The organism is Paenibacillus sp. JQZ6Y-1, from assembly GCF_040719145.1.
GTDB classification, from domain to species: domain Bacteria; phylum Bacillota; class Bacilli; order Paenibacillales; family Paenibacillaceae; genus Saccharibacillus; species Saccharibacillus kandeliae.
On sequence record NZ_JBFDUZ010000001.1, the window covers coordinates 45,209 to 60,630 of the forward strand.

Consider the following 15,422-nt stretch of genomic DNA (forward strand, 5'->3'; position numbering starts at 1 on the left):
CTGGATGTTTGAAGCCAGCCATACGAAAGGGGCATACTACCGATGAGTGAGCCAATCAAAGCGGTAAACTGGAACCGTCCAGACGACGATTTCACAATGATGTTCTGGAATCAGAATATTATGCAGTTCTGGACGGATGACGAGATTCCGCTGTCCGACGATAAAATGTCTTGGATTCAGCTGAGTGACGCTGAACGCGAAACGTACATGAAGGTACTAGGCGGTCTGACTCTGCTGGATACGATTCAAGGCGGCATTGGTATGCCACAAATTATGGAGCATGTGGACGGGCTGCAACGCAAAGCCGTACTGGGCTTTATGGCGATGATGGAGCAAATTCACGCCAAATCGTACAGCAGTATCTTCACCACATTGTCCTCCACTGAGGAAATCGATAACATTTTCAAATGGGTCGAAGATCATCCGCGTCTGCAACGCAAAGCGGAAACGATCCGTCAGTACTACAACAGTATCAACTCGCCAAAAGAGCTGTTCTTGGCGATGGCTGCATCCGTACTACTGGAAAGCTATCTGTTCTACAGCGGCTTCTTCTATCCGCTCTATCTGGCAGGTCAAGGCAAAATGACTTGCAGCGGCGAAATCATCGACCTGATCCTGCGCGATGAAAGTATCCACGGCGTATACGTGGGTGTACTGGCACAGGAGATCTACAGCGAGCTGAGCGAAGACGAGCAAAAAGATGCATACGAGACGCTGGAAGGGCTGTTCCGTTATCTGCATGAGAACGAGGAAGGCTACACAGCGGAAGTGTATGACCATATCGGTCTGACTGCAGAAGTGAATGTATTCCTGCGTTACAATGCGAACAAAGCGTTTATGAATCTGGGCTTTGATCCGCTGTTCCCAGACGAGGAAGTGAACCCAATCGTCTTCAACGGAATCAGTACGCACACGAAGCAGCATGACTTTTTCTCCAAAAAAGGAAATGGCTACGTACGCGCGATCAACGTAGAGCGCCTGACCGACGACGATTTCAAATTCGAGTTCTAATTCACACCGGACTAACCGGAAAGTGAACCATCGCATCTAAACAAACCATCACCGCCAGCCGATATATAAAAAGCCGGTTACAGAGAAAAGGCGTATCGATAAATAGAGAGATAAAAAAGAGATATACAAAGGTTTATGTTACAAAAGGGGATTCAGAGAAGGCTGTTTTGCCGCGTAGGGGTACGCTGGCGAAGCAGCCTTCTTACGTTGGGAAAACCCTTTGTATGTCTTACCAATTAGGGATCGAACGTACCAGATACCCTGTGCAATATCCAATATAAGTAAAAATTCATATTGTTGCCTGTGATGACTTGTGCCATACTAAAGGCAAATTCATTTGGAACGCACAGGAGGATGATCGTCATGTACAGAGTCGTCGTCGTAGATGACGAAGCGATGATGTTAGAAGGATGGCAGACGATGGTGGAATGGGGACAATACGGGTTTGAGCTATGCGGTATGGCAACCGATGGGCAGGAAGGGCTGGATATCGTGCAGCAGCTTCAACCGGATCTTTTGATTACTGATATTGCTATGCCTGTTCTGGATGGAATCGGTCTGATCAAAGCGCTGCGTCTACAAAACGAGCGTAATATACGCACTGTTATTGTAAGCGGTTACTCTGATTTTGCGTATGCACGTCAGGCGCTTCAATATGAAGTGGATCATTACATAATCAAACCGATTATCAGCGAGGAGATTCATGATATGCTGAAGCAGCTCAAGCAGTCACTGGATGAGGATGCCCAGTGCCAGCAGCAGCTTCATCTGGATAATGAATTGGCAGCGGCAGCAGCGATTGCCAGACTGCTACGTGGCGAGGAACGAGAGATTCCATCATCCATTACGGAATTGCTCGGCATGACAACAGCATCAAAATGCTGGCTGATTGCGACAGCGAATGACGATGAATCCTCCGAGCAGCCTATGCGGCAATTAAGCACAGCATATCGAGCTGCCGCTTGCCAAGCATGGACGTTCCAAACTAGCCCTTGCCGCACCCACCTGCTGCTAATTACAACGAACAGAAACGATGAATGGGTGGAGAACATGTTGCATCAGGAGCTGGAAGTGATGAATAATGCGCCTGCTGTATGGTATTGCAGCGCCAGCTCCGTACGACTAGATGAGCTACCGCTGTTGTATGCGCAGCTAGCCGAATTGAAGCAGCAGCGAGCAGATCATACCCAAATTGTTAGGTATGGTTCGCAATCGTATCATTCGGACAATAAGGCAGTTTGCCGATTGGAAGATATACGACGCTGTGCAGCTCATTTGCTCAAGCTGATCGAGCAGGGAAGCTTTCGCCAGCTGGAACAATTTATCACCAGTTTGCCGGATCGTTATGAAGGGCGCGAACTACCCGTTGGTCCGCTGCGCATCCTGATTCGACATCTATTGGGCGAGCTGCTGCGTACCCTTCAGACGACCCATCATCCAGAAGCTACAGACGGCAAACGATGGCTAAACCAGCTACTGGATGTACAGCCTGCGGAGAAGAACAGTTGGAATCTAGATACGTTAAAACGACTCTGCATCAATGCCGGGCAGCTGCTACAGCAGACGACCATGCCTTCGGCAAGTGGAACCACAGCGATTATCGGTCAGGCAGAGCGACATATCCGCGATCATTTTCGTGAGAAGCTGCAATTGCAGCAGCTTGCTCGCCAATTTAACCTGAATGCCGTCTATTTTGGACAGCAATTCAAACGCGCGACTGGGCATAGCTTTAACGATTATGTACATCTACTACGGATTGAGGAAGCGAAAAAGCTACTGCGTCGCACAGATATGAAGGTGGCGGATATTGCTGACTGTCTTGGTTATCATGATAGTGATTATTTTAGCGCTAAATTTAAAGCGCTTACAAATGAACTGCCTTCCACTTACAAATCCAGACGGCAGGGGTGAACAAACAGCATGAACCATTTTGGAGATCGACCTCGCCGTAAAGGGACGAATAGTAAGCGGAAATGGCGCTTACGGATGGCACTGCCCGGTGTTCATCGGGTGAACGATATACCGCTACGATATAAGTTTTTGCTGATCTATTTGCTCTGTGTGCTGCTGCCGATTGTGGCGATTAATTTATTCTTTTATCAGCGCAATTCGGAAGATATTCAAATTAGAGAGCAGGAAAATGTACGCAAATCGATGGATCGTGCCTCCGGTGAGCTACTTGGCATGATTGACGAGGCAATTGCGCTCAATCATTCCATTCGGATGGACGACTCCATTTATCGTTCGTTGGATCGCTCGTACGCTTCGCCTTCTGCTTATTATGACGAATATTACGGCTTTTTGCGGGACAAGCTAACCCGCTATATGTCGGCGAACATTACCGAGGTTCGCATTTATACGGACAATCATACGATCCAGACGGGCGCCAACTATCATGTAATGAATCGGGTGGCGCTAGATGCGCAGCCTTGGTTAGCACGTCTGAAAAGCAGCCGTAGCAATATTACGGTGAGCGCGTATCAGGAAATTAACGGATTCAGCCCGGGCAAACGCATCAGCATCGTCAGCAAAATGAATACGTATCCGTCGTATGCCCGATACGATAAATATTCGCGGGTCGATCTGTCGATGAGCAAAATCTACAGTGTGCTCAATCGGGAACAGGGCAGTTTGCAGCTACGGCTGGTAGATAATCAGGATCGTGTGGTTGCGGCAAGCGGTGAGGATACCCGCATTGGAACGGCTTTGTATGCCAATCCGCATGAGGTGCTGGATTCGGCGCATTCAGGCTATACCATTCAGCGAAGTCTGGGTGATTTTAATTATGTCAAAGGCTGGACGCTGATCGGTACTGCCGATACGCGTCGTCTGGATAGTTTGCTAGATGAAGCGCATCGTTCGATCTTATGGCTGGCAATCTTCAGCACTGTGATTCCATCGCTGCTCATTTTTATAATTCTGCGCTCGTATCATTATCGAGTCAAAAAGCTGTCTGTCCATATGGAGCATATCCGGCATGAGCGATTTGAGCCGATTGATATTCAGGAAGGAAACGATGAGGTCGGTGAATTGATTCGCACCTTTAACGTGATGACAGAGCGTATCGCGTCGCTCATCAATGATGTATACAAGCTGGAAATTCGGCAAAAAAGCGTAGAACTGGAGCAGGTGCGTACGGAATTATCGATGCTACAAAGTCAGGTCAATCCGCATTTTCTATTTAATACGCTCAATGCGTTGCTTGTTGTGTGTACGAAGAATGGCTATACCGAGGTGACAGGAATTATCAAAAATTTGTCGTTGATGATGCGGCAGCTGCTTAGTCGTGCAGATGGATTGGTCACATTGGAGGAGGAATTGCAGTTTACGCTGATGTACTTGCAGATTGAGAAGTTTCGGTTCGGCGATTTATTTGAATATACGCTTCATATCGATCCAGCAGCAAGACAGCAGCGTATTCCGCGCATGAGCATTCAACCACTAGCGGAAAATGCTTGCAAGCATGGTCTACAGGCGCGTAAAAGTGGGCGCTGCATCGACATTGTGGCAAAGCTGAATGATAGTGGATTGCAGGTGATGGTGAACGACAATGGTGTTGGCATGCCAGCCGAACGGTTGGATCAGCTGCTGGAATGTTTGCATAAGGATGACGGTATGGAAGGGCATATCGGTATTCGCAATGTGTATCGTAGGCTGGAATTGTTTTATGACCACGAAGCCGAGTTTGTAATTCACAGTGACCCAGAACACGGTACACAGGCAGGATTTCGTATCCCGCATACACAGCTGCATGCGCAAGGAAGCCTATGGAATAGAGAGTCTGGATAGGAGGTCGTGATATGCACACGGTATTGTTGGTGGATGATGAGCCATTTGCATTGGAAGGCTTGGAACTGATGATCGATTGGCAGAGCTGCGGCTTTCAGGTGGAGGGCAGCTGCACGAACGGGGAGGAAGCGATTCGTTATTTGCAGCAATCGACGCCTGATCTGATCGTGACGGATATTCGAATGCCGCTGATGGACGGTCTGGAATTGATTCGGGAAACGCGCCGTCTTGGCAACCAATCCAGCATGTTTGTCATCACGAGCGGGTATCATGATTTTGAATATGCGCGTCAGGCGATGCAGTTGGGCGTATCGCATTATCTTTTAAAACCTGTTATTGGTCCTGAAGTGGACGAGATGCTGGTGGCGGTTGGGCGGCAACTAGAGGAACGCTCATGGCGACAGCTGATTCGTCAAACAGCGAACCAATATGCGCTACGTCAGCAGTTTACCTTGCTGCTATCCAGAGAATATGCTGCTGTTGAGATGGAAACGGAGCTATCGATGGTTCAAGAGTGGAGCGATAGACACTCTATGCCTCATTGGAGCTATCTACACATTCGTACAGATGCCGAAAGCGCTGGACAAGTGCGTACGCTCGTATCCCAGTTTGCTGCTACAGAGCATGCGTGCCATTTGGTGGATGATCCGCAGGATGCCGATCTGTTCGGGCTGGTCAAAGGCTGGTCGTCCAAGGAACCGAAGCAAGTCGAAGAACTGACGGAGCGGCTTCGTCATCGTTTTGGCGAAGCGTTGTCCGACTCGGTTCGTCTGGCTATGGGCAGTATGGTTACCGATATTGCACAGCTGCATCAATCATGGTGCAGTGCCAACCATTATGCTGGCTTGCTATTTTTTGATGATGTGCATACTGTGCATGAGCGAGAGCATGAGGATCAGTCTATGTCTTTTACAAAAGAAGCGCTCTCTGCTGTCACCCTTATTGTGGAGCTGATTGAGAATGGGGATACAGAGCGACTGCAAGCGGAGCTGGATAGTCAATTTGAACGGTTTCGAGAGGAACGAACCGTGCCGGAGCTGGTCAGTATCTTTGTAACGGAAGCGATTCTTCGCTGCGTGGCACTGCATACCGAGCTGGGCGGCGAGGAGCAGCAGGTACTAGCGGCGGGCGAGTTGGAGCATATTACGTGTCCTCATTGTCGACTGGGAGAGATTCAGCAGCGCCTGACTGACTTTTGCCTGCGCTGTCAGCGTGAAATCGGGCTGTTGCAGGAAGCGCAGACGGGCGGGGTACAGGCGCGAGTGGCTGACTTTTTGCGGCAGCATTATACCGAGGGTTGGACCGTGCGTGAACTGGCTGAGAAATTTTATGTTCATCCTGTGTATCTTGGACAATCATTTACACGTCGTTATGGGGTGAGCATTCTGGATTTTGTGCATAATCTGCGAATTGTCGAGGCGGAGCGTTTGCTGCTGGATGGTAGCTTGACCTTTTGTGCTATTGCGGAGCAGATTGGGTATCGAAGCTATTCGCATTTTCTAAAGCAGTTTGAAAAGCGGACTGGCTGCAAGCCCGGCGATTATTGCCGTCTGCATGGCAGTGAGACGGTACGAGAAGAACCCTAACGCTTCCAAAGCTGCAACAGCACGAATAGAATAAAACAGCACAATGTAGCACAAACAGAATAACAACGGCTAAGACACGGGAAGTTAACCGACAGCGCCATAGCAGGTGGATCGTTCGTTATGGGATGAGAAGGAGCAGGATACGTTCTGCCTTTTCGATACACGAACGATCAGGTGGTCATCGGTTTGCTTCCTTGTTTTGTGCTGTCGTATCGCAAACCCCTAAAATTTCAGGGGGTCACATCTTAAATTTGATTATTTTGTAAGCGTATACAATAAATCATAATAAATACAGCAATGATATTTCATGATGAGGGGGAATAGATCATGAGGAAATTGAAACGACGGACGCTATGGAGCTCCATTTCACTAGCGTTGGCTTGCAGCATGGCACTAGCAGGCTGTAGCGGGGACAAGTCGGCAAGCGACGGTTCCGGTCCATTTACGATTACGGCTTTTATTAGCACGCCGAATCAGGCACCTGCGGCAGATAATCGGATTTATCGCCAAATTCAGGATGAGCTGGGCGTCAAGTTGGACATGGAATTTCTAGTAGGCGATTTGCAGCAAAAGCTAGGCGTAATGATTGCAGGCGGAGAATACCCTGACCTGATTACCGCCGATCCAAAGCTGGTATCTGCGGGAGCCGTGATTCCATTGGAGGATCTAATCGAGCAGAATGCACCCAATTTGAAAAAGCATTATGCCAAGTATTGGAACCGGATGAAGGATGCCAGTGATGGTCATATTTATTGGCTGCCCAACTACGGTGCTTATCAAGGTGAATATCAGGTCAACAATTACTCCGGTCCAGCCTTCTGGCTGCAAAAGGATGTACTGAAGGAAGCTGGCTATCCAACGCCAAAAACGTTGGACGAATATATGAAAATCATTCGCGATTATGCGCAAAAGCATCCGACCATTGATGGACAGCCGACGATTGGCTTTACTACATTGGCGTCCGACTGGCGCACCTTCCCACTCTTCAATCCACCGGAGCATTTGACCGGTCACCCGAATGAGGGCGGCGTTGTGGTCGATAACGGCGTGGCACAGGTATTTGCCGATAAGGATATATCCAAGCGATATTACAAAGAATTGAATGGTTTGTACAATGACAATCTGATGGACAAGGAAGCCTTTGTACAGAATTATGATCAGTATTTGGCGAAAATCTCTAGCGGTCGTGTGCTCGGTATGTTCGATCAGCATTGGAACTTCGAGCCTGCTGAGACTACGCTAGTATCCCAGCAGAAAAATGGCAAAACATATGTGGGCTTCCCACTGGTATACGATACGAGCATCAAGGACCACTATCTGGATCGACCCGTAATCAACCTGAACAACGGCTTCGGCATCAGCGTGAATGCCAAGGACCCCGTCAAAATTATTAAGTTTCTAGATGCGCTCATGGATGATAAGTATCAGAAGCTGCTGTCTTGGGGCGAAAAAGACGTCGATTACAAGGTCGACGACAAGGGCAAATTCTATCGTACCGCTGAGCAGCGTAAGCAGCAGGAAGACCCAACTTGGAAGCTATCCAACCGCGCAGAAGCCTTTTATGGAGCGGCTCCTAAGTTTCAGGGAACGTACAGTGATGGCAATGCCAGCGATCCCGGCAGTCAGCCGGATGAGTTCTACGCTTCACTGAAGACGGAGGATCGCGAGCTGCTGGATGCGTATGGCTTCAAAACATGGACAGACTTCTTCTCACCTGCTCCTGAAAATGCCGTCTACTATCCTGCATGGCAAATTGATCTGATCGACGGCTCGGACGCCTCCATTGCGAACAAGCAAATGACAGATACGTCGCTCAAATATTTGCCGCAGGCGATTATGGCGAGCAAGGATCAGTTTGACAGTGTATGGCAGCAATATGTCGATGCGTACAAAAATATCAACATCAAGGCATACGAGGATCGCATCAACGAGCAAATTCAGTGGCGGATCAAAAATTGGTCGACCGAATAATCAAGGATCAACGGCGGACAGCCAATCAGCCTGCATGATGCGGGCAGATGGGCTGTTTGCCACCAATTCACGGCAGTGATCAACAGTCATGCCGGAAAGGACGTGGAGCATGACCGATTATCCGAAAAGCATCCGGGCGAAAGGAGAGAAGTTACGTTCTGCCACTGTGCCGAAGGAGAGCCTGTGGCGACGTATGCGCGGGCAAAAGCAGCTGATGTGGATGTCGCTGCCGATTGTATTGTATGTACTCGTCTTCTCGTATTATCCCATCTGGGGCTGGACGATGGCGTTTCAAAATTACAAGCCAGCTCGTGACTTTTTGGATCAGGAATGGGTGGGGCTGAAACATTTTCAATTTCTGTTCAGTGATGCGACCTTTTTGACTGTACTGCGCAATACGCTGGCGATGAGCGTGATCAATATGGTGCTAGGTTTTGCTACAGCGATCGTCTTCGCCATTTTGCTGAACGAGATCAAGCAGCGCTTTTTTAAACGGGCAATTCAGACCATTTCATATTTGCCGCATTTTCTATCGTGGATTATTGTAACAGGTATCGTTGCAAGCTCCTTATCAGTAGAGGGTGGTATCGTCAATATCGTACTGATGAAGCTGGGGTTCATCAGCCAACCGATCATGTGGCTCAGTATTCCAGAATACTTCTGGGGCATTGTCGGCGCTTCGCATGTCTGGAAAGAAGTGGGCTGGAACGCCATCATTTATTTGGCAGCCATTACTTCGATTGATCCGTCCTTGTACGAAGCAGCAGAGATTGACGGTGCTAATCGGTATCAGAAAATGCTGTATGTCACACTGCCCGGCATCAAGTCGATTGTAATCATCCTGATGATTATGAATATCGGCTGGATTTTGGAAGCAGGCTTTGAGGTGCAATATTTGCTCGGTAACGGTATCGTGGTGGACTGGTCACAGACCATCGACATTTTCGTATTGAAATACGGTCTTCAGGTGGGGAACTATTCTCTTGCTACCGCAGCCGGTATTTTTAAAACGATTGTCAGTATTGCACTCATATTTGCAGCCAATACCATCGCCAAGCGCTTTGGCGAAGACCGGCTGATTTAGGGAGGGACGGAGATGAAAAGCAAGTCGCCACAGCTGGAGCCGATTGTATTTCATACGTTCAATGCGGTGCTGATGATCCTGATTGCGATTGTCACGCTGTATCCATTTATGAATACGCTGGCAATATCACTCAATGCCGGTAATGATACGATTCGGGGCGGCATTTATTTATGGCCGCGCGAATGGACGTGGCAAAATTACCGTGCTGTCTTTGCAGGTGGCACGATCTTTAACGCCTTTCTGATTTCGGTAGCGAGAACAGTCATTGCCACCGTGGTCAGTCTATTCTTAACATCGATGCTTGCCTATACACTCAGCCGCAAAGAATATGTATTTCGCAAATCGATTACGATCATTGTCGTCATGACCATGTATTTCAATGCTGGTCTGATTCCGTATTATTTTCTGATTCGGGATCTGCATCTTCTGAATAATTTCCTCGTGTATATTATTCCGGGGCTGGTCAGTGCCTTCAACATGATCGTCATCCGCACGTATATTCAGACATTGCCGGAAGGCTTGATCGAATCCGCCAAAATTGACGGTGCTGGTGATTTCCGAACCTTTATATCGATCATCTTACCGCTCTGTCAGCCGGTGCTGGCTACGGTAGCATTGTTCATTGCGGTAGGGCAGTGGAACTCTTGGTTTGATACGTTTTTATTTGCTTCATCCAAGCAGGAATTGAGCACATTGCAATTTGAATTGATGAAGCTGCTGTCCTCTTCGATGAATTCCAATAGCAGTGCTGCCGTATCGAACGGAGCAGATCCGAATGCGCTACAGAGCATGGTCACGCCGGTATCGATCCGTGCAGCGATTACGATTGTTGCCTCGTTGCCGATCCTGATCGTTTATCCGTTTTTGCAAAAGTACTTTGTCCATGGATTACAGCTGGGCAGTGTGAAGGAATAACAATCTTAGCTACAAAGGAGCGAAGCCGTCATGAAAACGTCATCCGCGCAATCGACAGGGCTTGCCGCTACGTTTGGGCAGCAATTCGATATTGGAGCGGCAGTCAGTGCGTATACGATCCACAGTCAGCGTGAATTGCTAACACAGCAGTACAACAGTCTGACCGCCGAAAACGAAATGAAGCCTATTCTCTTACAGCCAGAGCAAGGGCGGTATACCTTTGATGATGCCGATGCCATCGCGAATTTTGCCCGTAATCATGGGATGAAGCTGCGTGGTCATACGTTGGTCTGGCATAATCAGACGCCTGATTGGATCTTTGCCGACGGCGATGGCAAAGCGGATCGGGCGACGCTGCTGCACCGATTGCGAGAGCATATGCAGACCGTGATGAAGCGGTATGAGGATATTATTTACTGCTGGGATGTGGTGAATGAAGCAATCAGCGATGAAGAGGGAGAGTATTTGCGGCAGACGCCGTGGCTGGAAGGGATCGGTGAGGATTATATCGCAGAGGCGTTCCGATTGGCGCATGAGGTTGATCCGCGTGCGCTGCTCTTTTATAACGATTATAACGAGTCTCATCCGGTCAAGCGTGATAAGATTTGTCGTCTAGTGCGCGGGCTGCTGGAAGATGGCGTACCTATACATGGCATTGGCTTGCAGGCGCATTGGAATATCCATGATCCGTCGCTGGATCATATTCGCGCCGCCATTGAAACGTATGCTTCGCTCGGCTTGCAGCTGCAAATTACCGAAATGGATGTATCCGTATTTGCACATGACGACCGACGTACCGATTTGCAAGCGCCGACCGAGGAAATGCTGGAGCAGCAGGCGCTACGCTACGGCGAGTTTTTCCGAGTGTTTCGTGAATATGCCGATGTGATTACTAGCGTGACATTCTGGGGAGCCGCCGACGATTATACATGGCTGGATCATTTTCCGGTTCGAGGTCGTCGCAATTGGCCCCTGCTGTTCGATGAACAGCATCAGCCGAAGCGGGCGTTGGAAGAAGTCATGCGCGGATAAGCAGCAACGCTAGTATGGCTGGTTTTTCGACCCAGATGGTATGATTCATCTGCGAGAACGATCAATACTCAGTCAGCTTGTTGCATCCAGCGCTCCATAATCACATACGATTTGCCGCCTTTTTGAAACGTGTTCGTTGTGGGTTGAAGCCCAAACGTTTCATAAAAGGCGGTTTTTTCTGTTCGCGCATTGCAATACAGACGGGATACGCCAAGACGCGCTGCTTCCTGTACGATGTAATCTAGCAGGCGACTACCATATCCATTGCCTTGATGCGATGTCCGAGTGGCGAATTTGCGAAATTGGGCTTCGCTGCCCTGCACAAACAGGGAAATGACCGATACGGGTTGATCATGATCGTCGTCAATAAACAAACCGTAATGTGTACCGGCATCATCATCTGCCAGCTTCACATAATCCAGCTCGCGGTCGGGCCACATCACTTCATGCCGCAGCTGCCATACCTGTTCAACAGGCACAATTGCAATACGAATAGATGAGGAATGTAGAGAATGCTGCATGTGAAAACTCCTTTCTGTACAACGAATATATGGAGTATATAACGGTCAAGCATTCCTTACAACATCCATTTGATGGAAAAAATAGATTGACATATACAATCAACTGTACTAATAATAGTAATACAGTTAATACAGTGAAAGGAGGCAGAGTATGTTTGAACTGGATATACGTAGCCGCAAGCCGATTTACGAACAGCTGATGGACAAGATCAAGGAGCTGATCGTATACGGTGTACTCAAGCCGGATGAGCAGCTGCCGTCCGTGCGTTCACTGTCCGCCCAACTGACGGTGAATCCGAATACGATTCAAAAGGCGTACCGGGAACTGGAGCGGGAAGGCTATATTTATTCGCAGGCAGGCAAAGGCAGCTTTGTCTCGCCGTCTCAGCATCAGCCTAATGCGGCGCAGATGGCAGAGATGAAGGAACGACTGTTGAAGCTGTTTGCCGAAGCGATCTATCTGGGATTTACCGAATCGGATATGGAGAAGCTGTACAAGCAAGCGATGGAAGAACAAGGGAGGGAGCAGGATGATTGAGATTCGTGACATTGGTAAGACGTTTGAAGCCGAAGCAGCAGTACACAATATAAGCTTGACCATACATAAAGGTTCCATCTTTGGTCTGCTTGGCTCCAACGGGGCAGGCAAGACGACATTGTTAAAAATGCTGGCGGGTATTTATCGCCCTGATAGCGGTAGCATCACATTAGAGGGACAGCCGGTTTACGAAAATCCGACAAGCAAGCAGCGCATGATCTTTTTGGCGGATCAGCCTTACTTTTTTGCCCAGACGAGCATTACACAGATGGCAACCTTTTACCGCTCCACTTATGCCCATTGGAGTCAGGAGCGTTTTGAACAGCTGGCACCAGCTTTTGCCACTATTCATCGCAAGCGCAAATTGCATCGCATGTCTAAGGGGATGCAGCGTCAAGCGTCCTTATGGCTGGCTCTCAGCTGCAAACCGGATGTGCTTATTCTGGATGAACCGATTGACGGGCTGGACCCGGTCATGCGCCGACAGGTAAAGAATCTGCTGTTTCAAGAGGTCGCCGAACGCGAGCTAACCGTAGTGATCTCATCGCATAATCTGCGCGAGATCGAGGATATGTGCGACCATGTTGGTATCATGCACGAGGGACGATTGTTGCTGGAAAAAGAACTCGATGACCTCAAATCCGATACACACAAAATCCAAGTCGCTTTCCGCGATGAGCGTCACGAGCAGGCGATTGGTGGATTGCTGGACATTGTGCATCGCGAGCAACGGGGAAGTGTAGGCACGTATATTATCAAAGGCACGGTGGAGCGAATTACCGAGGTAGTGCAGGTGTATCAGCCGTATGTATTTGATGTACTGCCGATGACGCTGGAGGAGATATTTATTTATGAAATGGGGGATGCCGGTTATGCATTACAGCCGATACTTCTTTAACCGCGGACTGTGGATTCAGGCATTTCGTCAGGGCGGATGGCTAAGTATTGTGTACCTGATTACGCTTGTCTTTGCTCTGCCCATGCAATTTATTTCCTACAATGAATCTTACCAATATCAGTATGGTATATACGAAATTAGCAATTTTTTTAACGCTGGTCATGCAATACAGCTTCTATCAATGATCGCAATTCCGATTGCAATGGCTGTGTTTTTGATGCGTTATATCCAATCCAAAAAAGCGTCTGAATTTTTTCACGGTCTTCCTGTTCGTCGTCTTCCTTTATTTAGTACGCAATGTTTAGCAGGTTACATGATGATTGTTATTCCGATCCTTATTATTGCTATCGTAATGTGGCTAATGGTTGGGCAGTTGGAGGAAGTACATTATACCAGTATACAAGTATGGCAGTGGGCAGTAACAAGTATAGTATTTACGCTATTCTTCTTTACCTTTTCACTGTTGGTTAGTATATGTATCGGTCAATCCATTTTACAGATGGTGACGACAATTATATTGCTAATGTTGCCAACCGGTTTGGCATATTTATATGTGCGGCATTTTGCTCTTTATTTGTATGGATATAGAACAAGTTATGATAGTGGTTTGTTGGCATCTTGGTCGCCAACCGAACGAGTATATACATTGTCAACATGGGGATTCAGTCCGTTGGAAGGCTGGATTTATGTAATGTGTTCTTGCATTTTTATAGCAGTAAGCTGTTGGTTATATGCTCGACGACCAACCGAACGAGCAAATCAATCTGTCGTTTTTCATTATTTGTATCCTTTATTTCGCATCGGCTTGATGGTATGTGCATCGATGCTTCTTGGTTTGTATATTTTGTATATTGGTCTGAAGTGGAACATATTGATCTATACGATAGGAGCTATTATAGGTAGTATATTGGCAGAAATGATTATACGAAAACGATGGTATATCTTTGATCGCAAATGGATCGTTCAATTAATAGTTGGAGGAGTTGCTACAGTAGCGTTACTCTATTTGCCAGTATCCGCTTTGAATCCATATGAACGACATGTACCGAATGCTGGAGACGTTAAAGCAGTATATGTAGGTAACAATGTATATAATGAATTTTTTATACGAAATATATTTGACCCCAATAAACAAAAAGCGGAAATTAATCCTTACATGATCTCTGCGGATCGGGATTATATTCAAAAAGCTATTGCCCTACATCAAAAAATAGTAGATATGCAGCCTACTTATAAAGTGTTCAAACCAGAGTATACCAACACGGAGTATTACAAACACAATGAAATTGTAGACGTAGGTTATTTGCTAAACGATGGTACAACGTTAACAAGAAGCTATTCCATTCCGAAAATAGACGAATACAAAAATGTATTAAATGCAGTTCATCAAAGTACTCCATATAAAAAATCGTATTATCAGCTCGATAGTTTAGTTGCATCAAATGAGCCGATTACGATTAAAAATCCAGATAAGCCGAAGCATAAAATAACAATCAATAATGAAAAAGAGATTAAAGAACTACAGCAGCTTATCGTACAAGAAAAACTTGAAATGAAAGAGCCAGATGAAACAGCGATACAGGGCAATATTTTGTATATGGATGCTTCTATTGAAGTAAAACCAATAACAACTACATCGTTACGATATATATGGGAGCCTACTTTTAAGCCAATGCAACAGTGGCTAAAACAAAAAGATTATTGGGATCAATTGATTACCAAACCTCAGCAAATAGCTGAAATCGTAATTGTACCTGACGAGCGAACACAACAAGAAAAAGCGTTTACGGATCAGCGCGATGTAGTTGCAAGGTACAAAAATTCACCTCAAAAGATAACCGTGCGTAATTTGAACCAGATCACCGAACTCCTTGATCAAAGTGAAGTTGAAGGAGATACGGAAGGGGAAAGTTATGTGCTTAAATTAAAGTTTAAAGATGGGACAGTAAGTTACCGTGTTCTGGGTAGTAAGCAAGTTACGCCGGATATCTATAGCATGTTACCGAAGTAAATGAAAGATGTAGTTATACCACCATAACGATTCACCCCAAATATCATAACCAGCAACACCAGAGCA

Annotated in this window: 12 protein-coding genes; 11 read left to right on the plus strand and 1 reads right to left on the minus strand. The window is 47.1% G+C overall.

Annotated elements, in window-relative coordinates; all coding sequences use genetic code 11:
- The first annotated feature begins 42 nt into the window (after positions 1-42).
- The 8 genes from nrdF (at position 43) to ABXR35_RS00290 (ending at position 11,388) form a co-directional block, all read left to right on the plus strand.
- Positions 43-1,011, plus strand: coding sequence for a class 1b ribonucleoside-diphosphate reductase subunit beta (gene nrdF, locus ABXR35_RS00255; RefSeq protein ID WP_367053832.1), 969 nt, complete (start codon positions 43-45; stop codon positions 1,009-1,011).
- A 363-nt stretch (positions 1,012-1,374) separates the two neighbouring features.
- Positions 1,375-2,922, plus strand: a complete 1,548-nt coding sequence (locus ABXR35_RS00260) for a response regulator (protein WP_367053834.1) — start codon at positions 1,375-1,377, stop codon at positions 2,920-2,922.
- Positions 2,923-2,931: 9 nt separating this feature from the next.
- A complete protein-coding gene (locus ABXR35_RS00265) occupies positions 2,932-4,800 on the plus strand; it encodes a sensor histidine kinase (RefSeq protein WP_367053837.1) in 1,869 nt (622 codons plus the stop codon).
- An 11-nt stretch (positions 4,801-4,811) separates the two neighbouring features.
- Positions 4,812-6,386, plus strand: a complete 1,575-nt coding sequence (locus tag ABXR35_RS00270; protein ID WP_367053839.1) for a response regulator transcription factor — start codon at positions 4,812-4,814, stop codon at positions 6,384-6,386.
- 327 nt (positions 6,387-6,713) lie between these two features.
- Entirely contained in the window at positions 6,714-8,357 is a 1,644-nt protein-coding gene (locus ABXR35_RS00275; protein WP_367053841.1) for an ABC transporter substrate-binding protein, read from the plus strand.
- A 109-nt stretch (positions 8,358-8,466) separates the two neighbouring features.
- The gene (locus tag ABXR35_RS00280; protein ID WP_367053844.1) at positions 8,467-9,441 is read left to right on the plus strand and encodes an ABC transporter permease; all 975 of its coding nucleotides are present in this window, start codon (positions 8,467-8,469) and stop codon (positions 9,439-9,441) included.
- 12 nt (positions 9,442-9,453) lie between these two features.
- Positions 9,454-10,356, plus strand: coding sequence for a carbohydrate ABC transporter permease (locus tag ABXR35_RS00285; protein ID WP_367053846.1), 903 nt, complete (start codon positions 9,454-9,456; stop codon positions 10,354-10,356).
- A gap of 30 nt (positions 10,357-10,386) precedes the next feature.
- Positions 10,387-11,388, plus strand: coding sequence for an endo-1,4-beta-xylanase (locus ABXR35_RS00290; protein ID WP_367053848.1), 1,002 nt, complete (start codon positions 10,387-10,389; stop codon positions 11,386-11,388).
- Positions 11,389-11,456: 68 nt separating this feature from the next.
- Here ABXR35_RS00290 and ABXR35_RS00295 read toward each other — a convergent pair whose 3' ends face one another.
- Positions 11,457-11,909 carry a GNAT family N-acetyltransferase gene (locus ABXR35_RS00295; protein WP_367053851.1) on the minus strand — a complete coding sequence of 151 codons (453 nt, stop codon included), beginning with the start codon at positions 11,907-11,909 and terminating at the stop codon, positions 11,457-11,459.
- A 151-nt stretch (positions 11,910-12,060) separates the two neighbouring features.
- On the opposite strand from ABXR35_RS00295, the gene ABXR35_RS00300 reads away from it, so the two are divergent.
- From ABXR35_RS00300 to ABXR35_RS00310, 3 genes are read left to right on the plus strand one after another with little or no spacing between them, the layout of a single operon-like run.
- Positions 12,061-12,447, plus strand: a complete 387-nt coding sequence (locus ABXR35_RS00300) for a GntR family transcriptional regulator (protein WP_367053853.1) — start codon at positions 12,061-12,063, stop codon at positions 12,445-12,447.
- Positions 12,440-13,345, plus strand: coding sequence for an ABC transporter ATP-binding protein (locus ABXR35_RS00305; protein ID WP_367053856.1), 906 nt, complete (start codon positions 12,440-12,442; stop codon positions 13,343-13,345). Before ABXR35_RS00300 ends, ABXR35_RS00305 begins: the two co-directional genes overlap by 8 nt.
- On the plus strand, positions 13,299-15,356 hold the full coding sequence (locus tag ABXR35_RS00310) for an MFS transporter (RefSeq protein ID WP_367053858.1): 2,058 nt from the start codon (positions 13,299-13,301) through the stop codon (positions 15,354-15,356). Before ABXR35_RS00305 ends, ABXR35_RS00310 begins: the two co-directional genes overlap by 47 nt.
- Positions 15,357-15,422 lie beyond the last annotated feature (66 nt).

Excerpts from the sequence above, each read along its gene's own strand:
- ABXR35_RS00265 (WP_367053837.1), top strand. The coding sequence starts at position 2,932 with ATGAACCATTTTGGAGATCGACCTCGCCGTAAAGGGACGAATAGTAAG.
- ABXR35_RS00305 (WP_367053856.1), top strand. The coding sequence starts at position 12,440 with ATGATTGAGATTCGTGACATTGGTAAGACGTTTGAAGCCGAAGCAGCA.
- ABXR35_RS00310 (WP_367053858.1), top strand. The coding sequence starts at position 13,299 with ATGAAATGGGGGATGCCGGTTATGCATTACAGCCGATACTTCTTTAAC.
- ABXR35_RS00285 (WP_367053846.1), top strand. The coding sequence starts at position 9,454 with ATGAAAAGCAAGTCGCCACAGCTGGAGCCGATTGTATTTCATACGTTC.
- ABXR35_RS00300 (WP_367053853.1), top strand. The coding sequence starts at position 12,061 with ATGTTTGAACTGGATATACGTAGCCGCAAGCCGATTTACGAACAGCTG.
- ABXR35_RS00280 (WP_367053844.1), top strand. The coding sequence starts at position 8,467 with ATGACCGATTATCCGAAAAGCATCCGGGCGAAAGGAGAGAAGTTACGT.
- ABXR35_RS00275 (WP_367053841.1), top strand. The coding sequence starts at position 6,714 with ATGAGGAAATTGAAACGACGGACGCTATGGAGCTCCATTTCACTAGCG.
- ABXR35_RS00270 (WP_367053839.1), top strand. The coding sequence starts at position 4,812 with ATGCACACGGTATTGTTGGTGGATGATGAGCCATTTGCATTGGAAGGC.
- ABXR35_RS00290 (WP_367053848.1), top strand. The coding sequence starts at position 10,387 with ATGAAAACGTCATCCGCGCAATCGACAGGGCTTGCCGCTACGTTTGGG.
- nrdF (WP_367053832.1), top strand. The coding sequence starts at position 43 with ATGAGTGAGCCAATCAAAGCGGTAAACTGGAACCGTCCAGACGACGAT.
- ABXR35_RS00260 (WP_367053834.1), top strand. The coding sequence starts at position 1,375 with ATGTACAGAGTCGTCGTCGTAGATGACGAAGCGATGATGTTAGAAGGA.
- ABXR35_RS00295 (WP_367053851.1), bottom strand. The coding sequence starts at position 11,909 with ATGCAGCATTCTCTACATTCCTCATCTATTCGTATTGCAATTGTGCCT.